Source organism: Aquipuribacter hungaricus (genome assembly GCF_037860755.1).
Lineage (GTDB): Bacteria > Actinomycetota > Actinomycetes > Actinomycetales > JBBAYJ01 > Aquipuribacter > Aquipuribacter hungaricus.
Genome location: NZ_JBBEOI010000081.1, coordinates 1 through 14,745, shown reverse-complemented (window position 1 = coordinate 14,745; position 14,745 = coordinate 1). Strand labels below are relative to the sequence as shown.

General features: G+C 74.6%; 15 protein-coding genes. 9 read left to right on the top strand and 6 right to left on the bottom strand.

Annotation, left to right across the window (positions count from 1 at the left end):
- Positions 1–230: 230 nt before the first annotated feature.
- The 7 genes from tsf (at position 231) to WCS02_RS10305 (ending at position 6,510) form a co-directional block, all read left to right on the top strand.
- Positions 231–1,004, top strand: a complete 774-nt coding sequence (gene tsf, locus WCS02_RS10335; RefSeq protein WP_376984148.1) for a translation elongation factor Ts — start codon at positions 231–233, stop codon at positions 1,002–1,004.
- Between the two features lie 4 nt (positions 1,005–1,008).
- Positions 1,009–1,770, top strand: coding sequence for a UMP kinase (gene pyrH, locus WCS02_RS10330; protein ID WP_376984138.1), 762 nt, complete (start codon positions 1,009–1,011; stop codon positions 1,768–1,770).
- A gap of 87 nt (positions 1,771–1,857) precedes the next feature.
- A complete protein-coding gene (gene frr, locus WCS02_RS10325; protein WP_340292740.1) occupies positions 1,858–2,415 on the top strand; it encodes a ribosome recycling factor in 558 nt (185 codons plus the stop codon).
- 94 nt (positions 2,416–2,509) lie between these two features.
- Complete coding sequence (locus tag WCS02_RS10320; RefSeq protein ID WP_340292738.1) at positions 2,510–3,388, top strand: phosphatidate cytidylyltransferase; 879 nt, start codon at positions 2,510–2,512, stop codon at positions 3,386–3,388.
- Positions 3,389–3,404: 16 nt separating this feature from the next.
- Positions 3,405–4,742, top strand: coding sequence for an alpha-amylase family glycosyl hydrolase (locus WCS02_RS10315; RefSeq protein ID WP_340292736.1), 1,338 nt, complete (start codon positions 3,405–3,407; stop codon positions 4,740–4,742).
- A 119-nt stretch (positions 4,743–4,861) separates the two neighbouring features.
- Positions 4,862–5,977, top strand: coding sequence for a dual-specificity RNA methyltransferase RlmN (gene rlmN, locus WCS02_RS10310; RefSeq protein ID WP_340292734.1), 1,116 nt, complete (start codon positions 4,862–4,864; stop codon positions 5,975–5,977).
- Positions 5,974–6,510 (top strand): DivIVA domain-containing protein, encoded by a 537-nt coding sequence (locus WCS02_RS10305; protein ID WP_340292732.1) that lies wholly within the window; start codon positions 5,974–5,976, stop codon positions 6,508–6,510. Before rlmN ends, WCS02_RS10305 begins: the two co-directional genes overlap by 4 nt.
- Positions 6,511–6,539: 29 nt before the next feature.
- Here WCS02_RS10305 and WCS02_RS10300 read toward each other — a convergent pair whose 3' ends face one another.
- The gene (locus WCS02_RS10300) at positions 6,540–6,938 is read right to left on the bottom strand and encodes a pyridoxamine 5'-phosphate oxidase family protein (protein WP_340292744.1); all 399 of its coding nucleotides are present in this window, start codon (positions 6,936–6,938) and stop codon (positions 6,540–6,542) included.
- A gap of 119 nt (positions 6,939–7,057) precedes the next feature.
- Between WCS02_RS10300 and WCS02_RS10295 the strand changes: the two genes are divergently transcribed.
- Complete coding sequence (locus tag WCS02_RS10295) at positions 7,058–8,548, top strand: NAD-dependent succinate-semialdehyde dehydrogenase (RefSeq protein WP_340292742.1); 1,491 nt, start codon at positions 7,058–7,060, stop codon at positions 8,546–8,548.
- A gap of 38 nt (positions 8,549–8,586) precedes the next feature.
- Here WCS02_RS10295 and WCS02_RS10290 read toward each other — a convergent pair whose 3' ends face one another.
- From WCS02_RS10290 to WCS02_RS10270, 5 genes are read right to left on the bottom strand one after another with little or no spacing between them, the layout of a single operon-like run.
- The gene (locus tag WCS02_RS10290; protein WP_340292730.1) at positions 8,587–8,970 is read right to left on the bottom strand and encodes a VOC family protein; all 384 of its coding nucleotides are present in this window, start codon (positions 8,968–8,970) and stop codon (positions 8,587–8,589) included.
- A 57-nt stretch (positions 8,971–9,027) separates the two neighbouring features.
- Entirely contained in the window at positions 9,028–10,410 is a 1,383-nt protein-coding gene (locus WCS02_RS10285; protein WP_340292728.1) for an NAD(P)/FAD-dependent oxidoreductase, read from the bottom strand.
- A complete protein-coding gene (locus WCS02_RS10280; RefSeq protein ID WP_340292726.1) occupies positions 10,407–11,093 on the bottom strand; it encodes a pyridoxamine 5'-phosphate oxidase family protein in 687 nt (228 codons plus the stop codon). Before WCS02_RS10280 ends, WCS02_RS10285 begins: the two co-directional genes overlap by 4 nt.
- Positions 11,094–12,527: an aspartate aminotransferase family protein gene (locus WCS02_RS10275; protein ID WP_340292724.1), complete on the bottom strand. Its 1,434-nt coding sequence runs from the start codon at positions 12,525–12,527 to the stop codon at positions 11,094–11,096.
- Complete coding sequence (locus tag WCS02_RS10270; protein WP_340292722.1) at positions 12,524–13,000, bottom strand: Lrp/AsnC family transcriptional regulator; 477 nt, start codon at positions 12,998–13,000, stop codon at positions 12,524–12,526. Before WCS02_RS10270 ends, WCS02_RS10275 begins: the two co-directional genes overlap by 4 nt.
- A gap of 155 nt (positions 13,001–13,155) precedes the next feature.
- Between WCS02_RS10270 and WCS02_RS10265 the strand changes: the two genes are divergently transcribed.
- Complete coding sequence (locus tag WCS02_RS10265; RefSeq protein WP_340292720.1) at positions 13,156–14,622, top strand: aminobutyraldehyde dehydrogenase; 1,467 nt, start codon at positions 13,156–13,158, stop codon at positions 14,620–14,622.
- The last annotated feature ends 123 nt before the right edge of the window (positions 14,623–14,745 follow it).

Genomic DNA, 14,745 nt, shown 5'->3' with positions numbered 1-14,745 from the left:
CGCGCGACGCACGCGGGGCTGACGCCCGCCGGCCCGGCCCACCAGCCGGGCCGGCGGGCGCCCCCGCGCGCGGCACCACCCAGCAGCAGCGCACCAGCACCACAGGACAGCCGCCCCAGGCGGCACCCAGACCGGGGCCCGAGCGGTCCCACCACCCGGAGGAGCTCCCCGTGCCCAGCAGCTACACAGCCGCCGACATCAAGGCCCTGCGCGAGCGGACCGGTGCCGGCATGCTCGACGTCAAGAAGGCCCTCGACGAGGCCGAGGGCGACAGCACCAAGGCGATGGAGATCCTGCGCGTCAAGGGTCTCAAGGGCATCACCAAGCGCGAGGGCCGCAGCGCCAGCAACGGCCTCGTCGCCGCCCAGGTCGACGGCGGCACCGGCGTGCTCGTCGAGGTCAACTGCGAGACCGACTTCGTCGCCAAGGGCGACCGGTTCCGCGACCTCGCCGCCCAGGTGCTCGCCGCCGCCGTCGCCTCCGGCGCGTCCGACGCCGCCGCCCTGGCGCAGGCCCCGGTCGAGGGCGGCACCACGGTGCAGGCCCTGCTCGACGAGGGCAACGCGACCCTCGGCGAGAAGATCGAGGTCCGTCGCGTGGCCCGCCTCACCGGCGCCCACGTCGCCTCCTACCTCCACCGCACCAGCCCCGACCTGCCCCCGCAGATCGGCGTGCTGCTCGCCGTCGACGGCACCGACGAGGCCACGGCCCGCGACGTCGCGCTGCACATCGCGGCGATGTCGCCCAGCGTGCTGTCGGTGCAGGACGTGCCGGAGGAGACGCTGGAGTCCGAGCGGCGCATCGCGCACGAGACCGCCGTCAACGAGGGCAAGCCCGAGCAGGCGCTGCCCAAGATCGTCGAGGGTCGCGTCAAGGGCTACCTCAAGGAGAACGTCCTCCTCGAGCAGGCCTACAGCAAGGACAACAAGAAGACCGTCGCGGCCGTGCTGTCCGAGGCGGGCCTCACCGCCACGGGCTTCGCCCGCTTCCGGGTCGGCTCCTGAGCCTGTGACGACGGAGGAGCACCACCCGTCCTCCGCGACGGACGCCCCGGCCCCGGACCCCCGGGGCCGGCGCGTCCTGCTCAAGCTGTCGGGCGAGGCGTTCGGCGGCGGCAGCGTCGGGGTCGACCCGGAGGTCATCTCCCGGGTCGCCCAGGAGATCGCCGACGCCGCCTCGCTGGGCGTGCAGATCGGCATCGTCGTCGGTGGCGGCAACTTCTTCCGCGGGGCCGAGCTGTCCCAGCGCGGCATGGAGCGTGCCCGCGCCGACTACATGGGCATGCTCGGCACCGTCATGAACTGCCTGGCGCTGCAGGACTTCCTCGAGCAGGCCGGCCGGGACACCCGGGTGCAGACCGCCATCACCATGGGCCAGGTCGCGGAGCCGTACATCCCGCGCCGCGCCATCCGGCACCTGGAGAAGGGCCGCGTCGTCATCTTCGGCGCGGGCGCCGGCCTGCCGTACTTCTCGACCGACACCGTCGCCGCGCAGCGGGCGCTGGAGATCAAGGCCGAGGTCGTCCTCATGGGCAAGAACGGCGTCGACGGCGTCTACACCGCCGACCCCCACAAGGACCCGACCGCGACCAGGCTCGACGACCTGACCTACCACGACGCCCTGCAGAAGGGGCTCAAGGTCGTCGACGCCACGGCGTTCAGCCTGCTCATGGACAACCGGCTGCCCATGGTCGTCTTCGGCATGGAGGGCGCGGGCGACGTCACCCGCGCGCTCGTCGGTGAGAGGATCGGCACGCTCGTCACGGGGTAGTCCCCGACGGGCACGAGCCCACCGCACCACCTGGGAAGAGCGCCGGACACAGCGCCGGACACAGCGCACCACGACGGAGGAGACGACGTGATCGACGAGGCGATGTTCGAGGCCGAGGAGAAGATGTCGAAGGCCATCGACGTGGTCAAGGAGGACTTCTCGGGCATCCGCACCGGGCGGGCCAACCCCGGCATGTTCACCAAGGTCGTCGTGGAGTACTACGGGGCCCCGACGCCGCTGCAGCAGCTGGCGTCGTTCCAGATCCCCGAGGCGCGCACCGTCCTGGTCACGCCGTACGACAAGTCGTCGCTCGGCGCCATCGAGCGGGCGCTGCGCGACAGCGACCTGGGCGTGAACCCGAACAACGACGGCAACACCATCCGGCTCAACCTCCCGCAGCTCACCGAGGAGCGCCGCCGCGACTACATCAAGCTCGCGCGCGGCAAGGCCGAGGACGGGCGCGTGTCGGTGCGGAACATCCGCCGCCGCGCCAAGGAGGAGCTGGACCGCATCGTCAAGGACGGCGAGGCGGGCGAGGACGAGGTCGGCCGCGCGGAGAAGGAGCTGGAGGCGCTGACCCGGCGCCACGTCGACGAGATCGACGAGCTGCTGCGCGGCAAGGAAGCCGAGCTCCTGGCGGTCTGAGATGTCCAGCGCCGCAGGCACGCCCCCCGGACCGGGGGGCGGGCTCCGGGGTCGGGACGTCCCCGGGGTCCTCGCGACCGGCCACAGCCCGCTCGTGGTCGCCGCCCCCGGGTCGGTGCCACCGTCCACCTCGCTGGCCCGGACCGGCCGGCGGCTCAAGGACCGGCGCGCGGGCCGCAACCTCCCGGCGGCCGTCGCCGTCGGCAGCGGCCTCGGGGCCCTCGTGGCGGTGTCGCTGTTCGTCCGCAAGGAGGCCTTCGTCGTCCTCGCCGCCGCGGCGATCGTCCTGGCGGTCTGGGAGCTGTCCAACGCCTTCCGCGCCCGCCGGATCCGTATCCCCGTGGTGCCCGTGGTCGTCGGTGCGGTCGGCATGCTCGCCTCGGCCTTCGTCGGCGGCGCCGAGGCCCTGCTCGTCACCTTCGCCCTCACCGCCTTCGCGGTGCTCATGTGGCGGGTGCTCGACGGGCCCAACCCCGTCCGCGACGTCACCGCGGGGGTGTTCACGGCCGCGTACGTGCCGTTCCTCGCCGGCTTCGCGGTGCTCCTGCTCGCCCAGCCGGACGGCGCCTCCCGGGTGCTGGCGTTCCTGCTCGTCGGCATCGGCAGCGACATCGGCGGCTACGCCTTCGGCGTGGTCTGGGGCAAGCACCCGCTCGCGCCCTCGGTGAGCCCCAAGAAGTCCTGGGAGGGCCTGGTCGGCTCCGCGGTCTTCGCCGTCGCGCTCGGCATCGCCGGGGTGACGTTGGCCCTCGACGGCCCCTGGTGGGCGGGCCTCGTGCTCGGCCTCGCCATCGTCCTCACCGCGACCGTCGGCGACCTGTCGGAGTCCCTGCTCAAGCGGGACCTGGGGATCAAGGACATGGGCAGCCTGCTGCCGGGACACGGCGGGATCATGGACCGGCTGGACTCGCTGCTGCCGGCGGCGCCGGTCGCCTACGTCCTGCTCACGGCCCTGGTCCCCGTGGCCGCGTGAGCACGGCGGCCTGAGCATGGCCGGTCGCTCGCCCGCCGGGCTGTGGTGGCACCTGCACCCCCTGACGTTCCTCGGCGCCGAGCCGCAGGCGCTGCCCGAGGGCTCCCCGGTCGTGCACCGCCTGCCCCGGCTGGAGCGGTGGCTGGACCACGTCGTCGCCCTCGGCTGCGACGGGCTGCTGCTCGGACCGGTCTTCGCCAGCTCCAGCCACGGCTACGACACCGTCACCTACGACCTCATCGACCCGCGCCTCGGCGACGCCGACGACCTCGCCCACCTGGTGGCGGCCGCCCGGGAGCGCGGGGTGGCCGTCGCGCTGGACGGGGTGTTCAACCACGTCGGCCGCGACTTCTGGGCGTTCCGGCGGGTCCTCGCCGAAGGGCCGACGTCGCCGTACGCGTCGTGGTTCCGGCTCACCTGGCCCGCGGACGGATGGCAGGGCCCCGGCAGCGAGCCCGCGTACGAGACCTTCGAGGGCCACGGCGCGCTCGTCGCCCTCGACCACCGGGAGCCCGCCGTCCGGGAGGCGGTGTCCGGGGTGCTCGAGCGCTGGGCGGAGGTGGGCGTCACCGCCTGGCGCCTGGACGCCGCGTACGCCGTGGCGCCCGGCTTCCTCCGCGCGGTGACCGACGCCGCCCGTGCCGCCCGCCCGGAGAGCTGGTTCCTCGGCGAGGTCATCCACGGCGACTACGCCGCGGTCGCCGCCGCCGCGGGGCTGGACGCCGTCACCCAGTACCAGCTGTGGAAGGCGACGTGGAGCAGCCTCGTCGACCGCAACCTCTGGGAGCTCGCCCACGCCCTCGGCCGGCACGGCGGCCTCACGGGGGACGCCGAGCCGCAGACGTTCCTCGGCAACCACGACGTCACCCGCATCGCCAGCCAGGTCCCCGACGAGGCGCTGCTGCCCCACGCCGAGGTGGTCCTCATGACGGTGGCGGGCGTCCCCAGCGTCTACGCCGGCGACGAGCACGGGCTGCACGCCGTCAAGGAGGAGCGGGCCGGCGGCGACGACGCCATCCGGCCGGCGTTCCCCGAGGACCCGCTCGCCCTGGTGCCCGAGGTGCCGGGCACGTTCGGCCGCTACCGGGACCTCGCGCAGCTGCGCCGGGCCCACCCGTGGCTGCGCACCTGCACGACCGAGGCGGGCGCCCTGGCCAACGAGCACCTGGTGTACACGAGCCGCGCCGCCGCCGACGGTCCGGGCCGGCTCGTGGTCGCGCTGTCGCTGCACGCGGACCCGGTCGACCTCGAGGTCCCCGAGGGCGGCTGGCAGGTGGCGCTGGGGGAGGCCGAGGTGTCGCCGGGTCGGGTGCGGCTGCCGGCCCGGGGATGGGCGGTCCTCACCGAGGTCTGAGCCGGCGCCGTCCGGCGCAGGTCCCCCGGGGAGCCGCCCGTCGCCCGCCCGGTGCACGACCGCGCGCCGCGCGCCCCGTGTGGTAACGGCCCGCCCCGGATCGTTGGCACACTGGTCCCGTGCCTCTCGAGCTCGTCCTCGCTCCGCCCCGCCGCGGGAAGCCGCCGCAGCACCTCGCCGACCTCACCGTCGACGAGCGTGCCGACGCCGTCGTGGCGGCCGGCCTGCCCCGCTTCCGCGCCGCCCAGCTGTCCCGCCACTACTTCACGCGGTTCACCAGCGCCGCCGCGGACATGACCGACCTGCCCGCCGGCCAGCGCGAGGCCGTCGCCGCCGCGGTGCTGCCCGACCTGCTGTCGGTGGTCCGCCGGATGGAGGGCGACCGCGGCGCGACCGTCAAGACGCTGTGGAAGCTGTTCGACGGCGCGCTGGTCGAGAGCGTCCTCATGCGCTACTCCGACCGCACCACGCTGTGCTTGTCCAGCCAGGCCGGCTGCGGCATGGCGTGCCCGTTCTGCGCGACCGGCCAGCAGGGCCTCACCCGCAACCTGTCCACCGCGGAGATCGTCGACCAGGTGGTCCGGGCCAGCGCCGACAACGGCACCCGGGTGAGCAACGTCGTCTTCATGGGGATGGGCGAGCCGCTCGCCAACTACGGCGCGGTCCTGGGTGCGCTGCGCCGGATGACCGACCCCGCCCCGGACGGCCTCGGCATCTCCGCCCGCCACATCACGGTCTCCACCGTCGGCCTGGTGCCGGCGATCCAGCGTCTGGCGACCGAGGGGCTGCCCGTCACGCTCGCCGTCAGCCTGCACGCCCCCGACGACGGGCTGCGCGACACGCTCGTCCCCATCAACACCAAGCACAAGGTCGGCGAGCTGCTCGACGCCGCCCGGGCGTACTTCGAGACCACGGGCCGGCGGGTGAGCATCGAGTACGCGCTCATCCGGGACATGAACGACCACGCCTGGCGGGCCGAGCTCCTGGCGCGCGAGCTCGACCGGCGCGGGCGGGGCTGGGTGCACGTCAACCCCATCCCGCTCAACCCGACCCCCGGCTCGATCTGGACGGCCTCCGACCCGCGCGTGGAGCACGAGTTCGTCCGGGTCCTGCGCGACGCGGGCATCGCCACGACGGTCCGGGACACCCGCGGCCGCGACATCGACGGGGCGTGCGGCCAGCTCGCCGCGCAGGACCTGGTCCAGCCCCGCCAGGGCGCCGCGCCGACGGCGTGAGCGAGGACCTGTTCGAGCGGGCCGGCCGGCTCCGCAAGGGCTACTCCCGCCGGCAGGTCGAGGACTTCCTCGCCCGCGCGCGCGGGGTGTGGGACGCGGGCGGCCCGCCCGGCCCCCTCACGTCGTGGCACGTGCGGACCGTGGGCTTCGACCTGCGCCGGGGCGGGTACGACATCGCCGAGGTCGACACCGCGCTGGACCGCATCGAGGACGCGTTCGTCTCGCGCGAGGAGGCCGCCGCGCCGGAGGGCCTGCGGGAGGCCGAGGACGCCGTGCTGGCCCGCCTCGAGCGCGAGGACGGCCACCGCTTCCCGGCTGCCTCGTGGACCCGCGCCGGCTACCGCGCCGAGGAGGTCGACGAGTTGTGCCGGCGGGTCCGCGAGCACCTGGTCCTCGGGCGGGACCTCACGGTCGACGACATCCGGACCGCCGTGTTCCGGCCGCGCCGGGGCGCCCGCGGCTACCGGGAGGCGCCCGTGGACGCCTACCTCGACCGGGTCGTCGACGTCATGCGGCGGCGCGGCTCCCTCTGACGGAGGGCTCCCCGGCCCGCCGGCAGGGCTCAGGTGCCGGGGCGCTCGACGAGTCCGAGCACGCGGTCGACGACGACCTCGAGCACGACGCGGCGCGGGTTCTCGCGCGGCGGGCGGTAGCGCGCGGTGTAGCGGGCGACGGCGTCGGCCACCCGGTCGGGGTCCTCGACCACGGTCCCCGTCCCCTCGAGGGTGAGCCACCGCCAGGAGTCGACCTGGCACACGGACAACCGCGACCCCCGGGCCACGTTGGCGGCCTTCTGCGTGCCGCGGCTGGTGATGACGCGCAGCAGCCCGGCCCCGTCGTCCCAGGTGAAGCCCACCGGCACGGTGTGGATGCTGCCGTCGGGACGCAGCCCCGACAGGGTCGCCAGGTGACGCTCGGCGAGGAAGACGAGCGCGGGCTCCGGCAGGGCTCGGGGGTCCATCGGCACCGGCCCAGCCTCGCACGCGCGCAGCGGACGGGTGCCGCTGTAGCGTCCGAGGCGTGACCTCTGCAGGCACCGCCGCCACCCCCGTCGACCCGTCCGCAGCCGCGCGGTCCGCCGTGCCGGCCTCGGCACCGGGCACCCCCGTCGACGCCGCCCGCGAGCGCGCCGTGGTCGCCGCCGTGCCCACCGGGCTGCTCGTCGGCGGCTCGTGGCGCGACGCCGACCGCGGGGCGACGCTCGCCGTCGACGACCCCTCGACCGGGGACGTGCTCACCGAGGTCGCCGACGCCTCGCCCGCCGACGCCCTCGACGCGCTCGACGCCGTCCTCGCCGCGCAGGCCGGGTGGGCGGCCACCGCGCCCCGCGAGCGAGGAGAGGTGCTGCGCCGGGCGTTCGAGATCACCACCGAGCGCGCGGAGGACCTCGCGCTGCTCATGACCCTGGAGATGGGCAAGCCGCTGGCGGAGAGCCGCGGCGAGGTGGCCTACGGAGCGGAGTTCCTCCGCTGGTTCTCCGAGGAGGCCGTCCGTGCCTACGGGCGCTGGTCGACCTCGCCCGACGGCGCCACCCGGCTCCTGACGATGAAGCAGCCGGTCGGGCCGTGCCTGGCAATCACGCCGTGGAACTTCCCGCTGGCCATGGCCACCCGGAAGATCGGCCCCGCCCTCGCGGCCGGCTGCACGATGATCCTCAAGCCCGCGGCCCAGACCCCGCTGAGCGCGCTGGCCTTCGCCGACATCCTGCGCGAGGCGGGTCTGCCCGACGGCGTGCTCGCAGTCCTGCCCAGCTCCCGGGCGGGCGCGCTCGTCGAGCCGCTCCTGGCCGACGCGCGGCTGCGCAAGGTGACGTTCACCGGCTCCACGCCCGTCGGCAAGCGCCTCGTCGCGCAGGCGGCGGACAACCTCCAGCGGGTGTCGATGGAGCTCGGCGGCAACGCCCCGTTCCTCGTCTTCTCCGACGCCGACCTCGAGGCCGCCGTCGAGGGCGCGGTCCTGGCCAAGATGCGCAACATCGGCGAGGCGTGCACCGCCGCCAACCGGTTCCTCGTCCACGAGTCCGTCGCCGAGGAGTTCGCCCGGCGCCTGGCGGAGAAGCTCGAGGCCATGCCGGTCGGGCGCGGCACCGAGCCCTCGACCAAGGTCGGTCCGCTCATCACGCGGCAGGCGCGCGACGGCGTGCACGAGCTGGTGGCCGACGCCGTCGCGGGTGGGGCGACCGTGCTCACCGGGGGTGAGGCCCTCGACGTCCCCGGCTCGTTCTACTCCCCGACGGTGCTGACCGGCGTGCGCGCCGACGCGCGGCTGCAGCAGGAGGAGATCTTCGGCCCGGTGGCGCCCGTCATGACGTTCAGCGAGGACGCCGAGGCGGTGTCCCTGGCCAACTCGACCGAGTACGGCCTGGTGTCCTACCTGTGGACCCGGGACGTCTCGCGGGCGCTGAAGACGGCCGAGGCGCTGCAGTCCGGCATGGTCGGGCTCAACCAGGGCGTGGTGTCGAACCCGGCGGCGCCGTTCGGCGGGGTCAAGGCCAGCGGGTTCGGTCGCGAGGGCGGCGCCGAGGGCATCGAGGAGTACCTGGACACCAAGTACGTCGGCATCCGGCTGTAGGCGCCGGGGCGGGGTCGGCGAGCGTCGAGGACCCCGTCCTAGCTCCTCGCCACCCCGGCCTCGTCGGCCTGGGTGGTGAGGACGCAGAACTCGTTGCCCTCGGGGTCGGCGAGCACGGCCCAGCCCGCGCCGTCCTCGCGCAGGTCGTCGACGACGGTGGCCCCCAGGCCGAGCAGCCGGTCGACCTCCTCGTCGCGGCTGCGGTCCACCGGTCGCAGGCACACGTGCATCCGGTTCTTCACCGTCTTGGCCTCGGGCACCCGCAGGAACAGCAGGGACCGGCCGGCCGGGCCGAGCAGGCCCGCCTCGTCCTCGTCGTCCTCGCCGTCCGGCACGAAGTCGTCGAGCACCTGCGCCCACCACGCCGCCTGTGCCCGGGGGTCGTGCGCGTCGATGCAGAAGTTGGAGGTCCGCGAGGCCACGGGCCGAGCGTGGCACGGGCCCCCGACTGAGGGCAGCCCCTGCAGCCGCCCCGGCGGTCAGTGGCCGGTGAGCTTCCCCAGCACCGACCCGGACAGCGCCGGCCGACCCGTCAGCCGCTCCTCGGCGTCGGCGACCGTGGCCATGCCGAGCCCGGCGTTGATTCCGGCCCAGCGCAGCGGCTCCCTCTCCCACGACGGCGAGCGGTGCTGCACCCACGGCAGCCGGACCAGCTCGCTGTCCACGCCGAGCAGCAGGTCCGCGAGCGTCCGGCCGGCGAGGTTGGCGGTGCCGACGCCGTCGCCGACGTAGCCGCCCGCCCAGCCGACCCCCGTCGCAGGGTCCAGCCCGACGCTCGCGTGCCAGTCGCGGGGGATGGCCAGCGGGCCGCCCCAGGAGTGCGTGACCCGGAACGGCGCGACCTGGGGGAGCAGCTCGTGCAGCGTGGCCCGCAGCCGGGCGAACACCCGCTCGTCGCGGTCGAAGGACGGGCGGATGCCGGAGCCCCAGTGGTACGGCGCGCCGCGCCCGCCGAACACGAGCCGGTCGTCCTGGGTGCGCTGGCCGTAGACGACGAGGTGGCGGTGCTCGCTGAAGGTCTCGTGCGCCGCGAGCCCGATGCACTCCCACACCGCGGCAGGCAGGGGCTCCGTGGCCACGATCAGGCTGTACACGGGGATGACCGCGCGGTGCGAGCCCGGCAGCGACGACGTCCACGCCTCGGTGGCCCGGACGACCTGCCCCGCGCGCACGGTGCCCCGGGTGGTGACGACCTGGCCGGGGCCGACGGAGAGGGCCCGGGTGCCCTCGTGCACGCGGACCCCGAGTCGCCGCACCGCCGCCGCCAGCCCGCGGACCAGCGCCGCCGGCTGCACCCGGGCGCACCACGGCGTCCAGGTGCCGCCGCGGACCCGGCTGGCGGCGAGGCGTCCGGCGGCCTGGTCGGCGTCGAGCAGCTCGACCCCGTCGACCCCGCCGTAGGACTGGTCGACCTGGTGCTCGGTGCGGGCACGGCGCAGCTGCGCGGTGCTGCGGGCCAGCACGACGGTGCCGCCGCGCGACCAGCCGCAGTCGATGCCCTCGGCCTCGACGACCCGGCCGACCTCGTCGACCGTCCGGTTCATGGCGTGCCGCATGGCCAGCGCCCGGTCGCGGCCGTGCCGGTGCTCCAGGGCGCTGGTGGAGGCGGGGAACAGCGCGGAGCACCAGCCGCCGTTCCGCCCGCTCGCGCCGAACCCGGCGACGTGCTGCTCGACGACGACGACGCGCAGGTCGGGCCGGGCCTTCGCCAGGTAGTACGCGGTCCACAGCCCCGTGTAGCCCGCGCCCACGACGCAGACGTCGGCGTCCGTGTCCCCGTCCAGGACGTCCGTGGGCAGCAGCGGGTCCCCGGCGTCGGCGACCTGCTCGTGCCACAGCGACAGCGAGCGGTGCCGGCTCACGCGCGGCCCTCCGGCCACGCGCCGACGTAGGCGGGCACGGGCAGCGGCACGCGCAGGTCGGGCGCGGTGCGGGGCTCGCCCCACACCTGCCGCACCGGGACCACGCCGGCCCACACCGGCCGGTCGAGGTCGGCCGGGTCGTCGTCGGGGTCGGCGGCGGACACCTTGAGCGACCACTCCGCCAGCGGCAGGGCGAGCAGCAGCGTCGCCGCGGTCTCCTTGCGCGAGGCCGGCCGCGCGTCGGCGGACCGGCCGGGCATGAGGTGCTCGGTGAGCACCTGCAGGGCCCGGGCGGTGTCGTCGGCGGGGACCGGCTGGAACGTGCCCAGGGCCACGACGCAGCGGTAGTGCATGGACGACTCGAACTGGCTGCGGGCCAGCACCAGGCCGTCGAGGAGCGTGACCGTCACGCACGCCGGGGCGCCTGCCGCGAGGAGGCGGAACAGCCGCGAGCCGGTGGAGCCGTGGACGAGCAGGCGCGCCTGCCCGGTCGCCGGGTCGGTGTCCGGGGCGACGGCGACCGGCAGCGCGAACGGCTGCCCGTCGTCGACGACCGCGACCACGCCGGTGAGGGCGGCGGCCAGCACCGCGTCGCGCGCCCCGACGTCGCCGTCCTGCTTGTCCGGCGCGCGCCGGACCCGGGTGCGGTCCGTGGTGCCGGTCGCCTCAGGTCCGCCGGTCACTCAGAGCCGTGCCCAGGCCTCGGTGAGGACCCCGCGCAGGACCTGCTCGATCTCGTCGAACTCCGCCTGCCCGCACACCAGCGGCGGGGCGAGCTGGATGACGGGGTCGCCGCGGTCGTCGGCGCGGCAGTACAGCCCCGCCTCGAACAGCGCCTTGGACAGGAAGCCGCGCAGCAGCCGCTCGGACTCGTCGTCGTCGAACGTCTCGCGGGTGGTCTTGTCCTTGACCATCTCGATCCCGTAGAAGTACCCCTCGCCGCGGACGTCGCCGACGATGGGCAGGTCCAGGAGCTTCTCCAGGGTGGTCCGGAACGCCGGGGCGTTCTCCTTGACCCGGGCGTTGAGCCCCTCGGCCTCGAAGATGTCGAGGTTGGCCATCGCCACCGCCGCGGACACCGGGTGCCCGCCGAAGGTGTAGCCGTGCGAGAAGCTCGTCGTGCCCTTCTTGAACGGCTCGAACAGCCGGTCGCTGGCGATCATCGCGCCGATGGGGGAGTAGCCGCTCGTCATTCCCTTGGCGCACGTGATCATGTCCGGGACGTAGCCGAAGTCGTCGCAGGCGAACATCGACCCGATCCGGCCGAAGGCGCAGATCACCTCGTCGGAGACCAGCAGCACGTCGTAGGTGTCGCAGATCTCGCGGACCCGCTCGAAGTAGCCGGGCGGCGGCGGGAAGCAGCCGCCGGAGTTCTGCACCGGCTCCAGGAACACCGCGGCGACGGTCTCGGCGCCCTCGAAGAGGATCGCCTCCTCGATCCGGTCCGCGGCCCAGCGGCCGAACGCCTTGGGGTCGTCGCGCAGGTGCTCCGGACCGCGGTAGGCGTTGGTGTTGGGGACCTTGTGCGCCCCGGGGACCAGCGGCTCGAACATGATCTTGGCGTCGGGGATGCCCGTGATGGACAGCGCGCCCTGCGGGGTGCCGTGGTAGGCGACGTGCCGGCTGATGACCTTGTGCTTGGTCGGGCGGCCCATGAGCTTCCAGTACTGCTTGGCCAGCTTCCACGCGGTCTCCACGGCCTCGCCGCCGCCGGTGGTGAAGAAGACCCGGTTGAGGTCGCCCGGCGCGTAGTGGGCCAGCCGCTCGGCGAGCTCGATGGCGGCCGGGTGCGCGTAGGACCACAGCGGGAAGAAGGCGAGCTCGGCGGCCTGCTTGGCCGCGGTCTCCGCCAGCACGCGTCGACCGTGGCCCGCGTTGACGACGAACAGGCCGGACAGCCCGTCCAGGTACTGCCGGCCCCGGTCGTCCCAGATCCGGGCCCCCTCGCCCTTGACGATGACGGGGACCTGCCCGCCCTCCTCGTAGGTGGAGTGCCGCGCGAAGTGCTGCCACAGGTGGTCGCGGGCGGCCTCCTGGCGCGGCGTGCCCCTCGGGGTCAGCTGCGCGGAGCTGTCGGGTGCGGCGTCGGTGGTGACGTCCTGCTCGGTCGTGGTCATCGGGTGCCCCAGTCGTAGCGCTGCCCGTGCAGCTTGAGGTAGACGAAGGTCTCGGTCGTCGAGACCCCCGGCAGGGTGCGGATCTGCTCGTTGAGCAGGGTGATGAGGTGCTCCTCGTCGGCGCAGACGACCTCGACGAGCAGGTCGAACGACCCGGCGGTGAGGACGACGTAGTCGACCTCGGGCATCGCGGCGAGCGCCTCGGCGACGGGACGCATGTCGCCGGCGCAGCGGACGCCGATCATCGCCTGGCGCGCGAAGCCCAGCTGCATCGGGTCGGTGACGGCGACGATCTGCATGACGCCGGCGTCGAGGAGCCGCTGCACGCGCTGCCGGACGGCAGCCTCGGAGAGACCGACGGCCTTGCCGATGCTCGCGTAGGCACGGCGGCCGTCGGCCTGCAGCAGCTCGACGATGCGCTTGGACACGTCGTCGAGCACGAGCGGGCCGTGGCCCGCCACCCTGGTCGACACCCGAGCATGGTGGGGGCCGGGCTCCTCCGCTGGCAAGCCCGCGGTGACCGTCCGACGACGGAAAGCGCAGATCTGGGGCCCCGTCACGACCGAAACACGTTCGTCACGTCCGGAGTCCTACCGGATCCGTCTGTCGGCGGTTAGTGTCCCGCTCCATGACGACGCCTCCCAGCACCCCGTCGTCCACGGTGCCGCTGCTGCGCAACTTTGTCGGCGGGCAGCACGTGGCCGCCGCCACGGACGCCGCCGACGACCTCGTGGACCCCGCCACCGCGCAGGTCGTCGCCCGCGCCCCGCGCAGCAGCAGCGAGGACGTGGACGCCGCCTACGCGGCCGCCGCGGCGGCGTTCCCCGCCTGGCGCGACACCACGCCCTCGCAGCGGCAGCTCGCGCTGCTGCGCGTCGCCGACGCCGTGGAGGCGCGCGCGGCCGAGCTGGTCGACCTCGAGGTCCAGGACACCGGCAAGCCCTACGACCTCACGATGGCCGAGGAGATCCCGCCGACCGTCGACCAGATCCGGTTCTTCGCCGGCGCCGCCCGGATGCTCGAGGGGCGCGCGGCCGCTGAGTACATGGAGGGCCACACCAGCTACGTCCGGCGCGAGCCGGTCGGGGTCGTCGGCCAGGTCACGCCCTGGAACTACCCGCTCAACATGGCGACCTGGAAGTTCGCCCCCGCCGTCGCGGCCGGCAACACGATCGTCCTCAAGCCCAGCGACACCACGCCGCAGTCCACGCTGCTGCTCGCCGAGATCGCCGCGGAGTTCCTGCCGCCGGGCGTCTTCAACGTCGTGGTCGGGGACCGGGACACCGGGCGTGCCGTGGTCTCCCACGACCGCCCCGACATGGTCGCGGTCACCGGCTCGATCCGGGCGGGCATGCAGGTGGCCGAGGCCGCCGCCCACGGCCTCAAGCGCGTCCACCTGGAGCTCGGCGGCAAGGCGCCCGTGCTCGTCTTCGAGGACGCCGACCTGGCCGCCGCGGCCGAGGGCATCGCCGGTGCCGGCTACTTCAACGCCGGGCAGGACTGCACGGCCGCCACCCGCGTGCTCGTCCACCGCTCGGTCGCCGCGGACTTCACCGCCGCGCTCGCCGAGGCTGCGCGCGCCACCGTGCTCGGCATGCCTCGCGACAGCGGCGTGGACGTCGGGCCGGTCAACAACGCCGACCAGCTCGCCCGCGTCCTGGGCATGCTCGACCGGCTGCCGGACCACGCCAGCGTCGACGCCGGCGGCGGGCGCGCGTCACAGCTCGGTGACGGCTTCTTCGTCACCCCCACGGTGGTGTCCGGCCTGCGGCAGGGTGACGAGGTGACCGTCGACGAGATCTTCGGCCCGGTCATCACCGTGCAGACCTTCGACAGCGAGGAGGAGGCCCTCGCGCTGGCCAACGCGACCCGCTACGGCCTGGCCTCCAGCGTCTGGACGAAGGACCTCGCACGGGGGATGCGGGCCTCCAAGGCGCTCGACTTCGGCTGCGTGTGGGTCAACACCCACATCCCGCTGGTCGCCGAGATGCCCCACGGCGGCTTCAAGCAGTCGGGCTACGGCAAGGACCTGTCGATGTACGGGTTCGACGACTACACCCGCGTCAAGCACGTCATGACCGCCATCGGCAGCTGAGGAGACCCCCCGTGAGCGCTCGACCCCTGCGTGGCCGCCGGCCTGACCCCCGCACCCTCACCCCCGAGGTGCGCGCGCTCGTCCGCGCGCAGCCCGGCCGCCGCCAGGTGCTGCGCGGCGGCG

Excerpts from the sequence above, each read along its gene's own strand:
- tsf (WP_376984148.1), top strand. The coding sequence starts at position 231 with ATGCTCGACGTCAAGAAGGCCCTCGACGAGGCCGAGGGCGACAGCACC.
- WCS02_RS10315 (WP_340292736.1), top strand. The coding sequence starts at position 3,405 with ATGGCCGGTCGCTCGCCCGCCGGGCTGTGGTGGCACCTGCACCCCCTG.
- WCS02_RS10300 (WP_340292744.1), bottom strand. The coding sequence starts at position 6,938 with ATGGACCCCCGAGCCCTGCCGGAGCCCGCGCTCGTCTTCCTCGCCGAG.
- WCS02_RS10275 (WP_340292724.1), bottom strand. The coding sequence starts at position 12,527 with ATGACCACGACCGAGCAGGACGTCACCACCGACGCCGCACCCGACAGC.
- WCS02_RS10265 (WP_340292720.1), top strand. The coding sequence starts at position 13,156 with ATGACGACGCCTCCCAGCACCCCGTCGTCCACGGTGCCGCTGCTGCGC.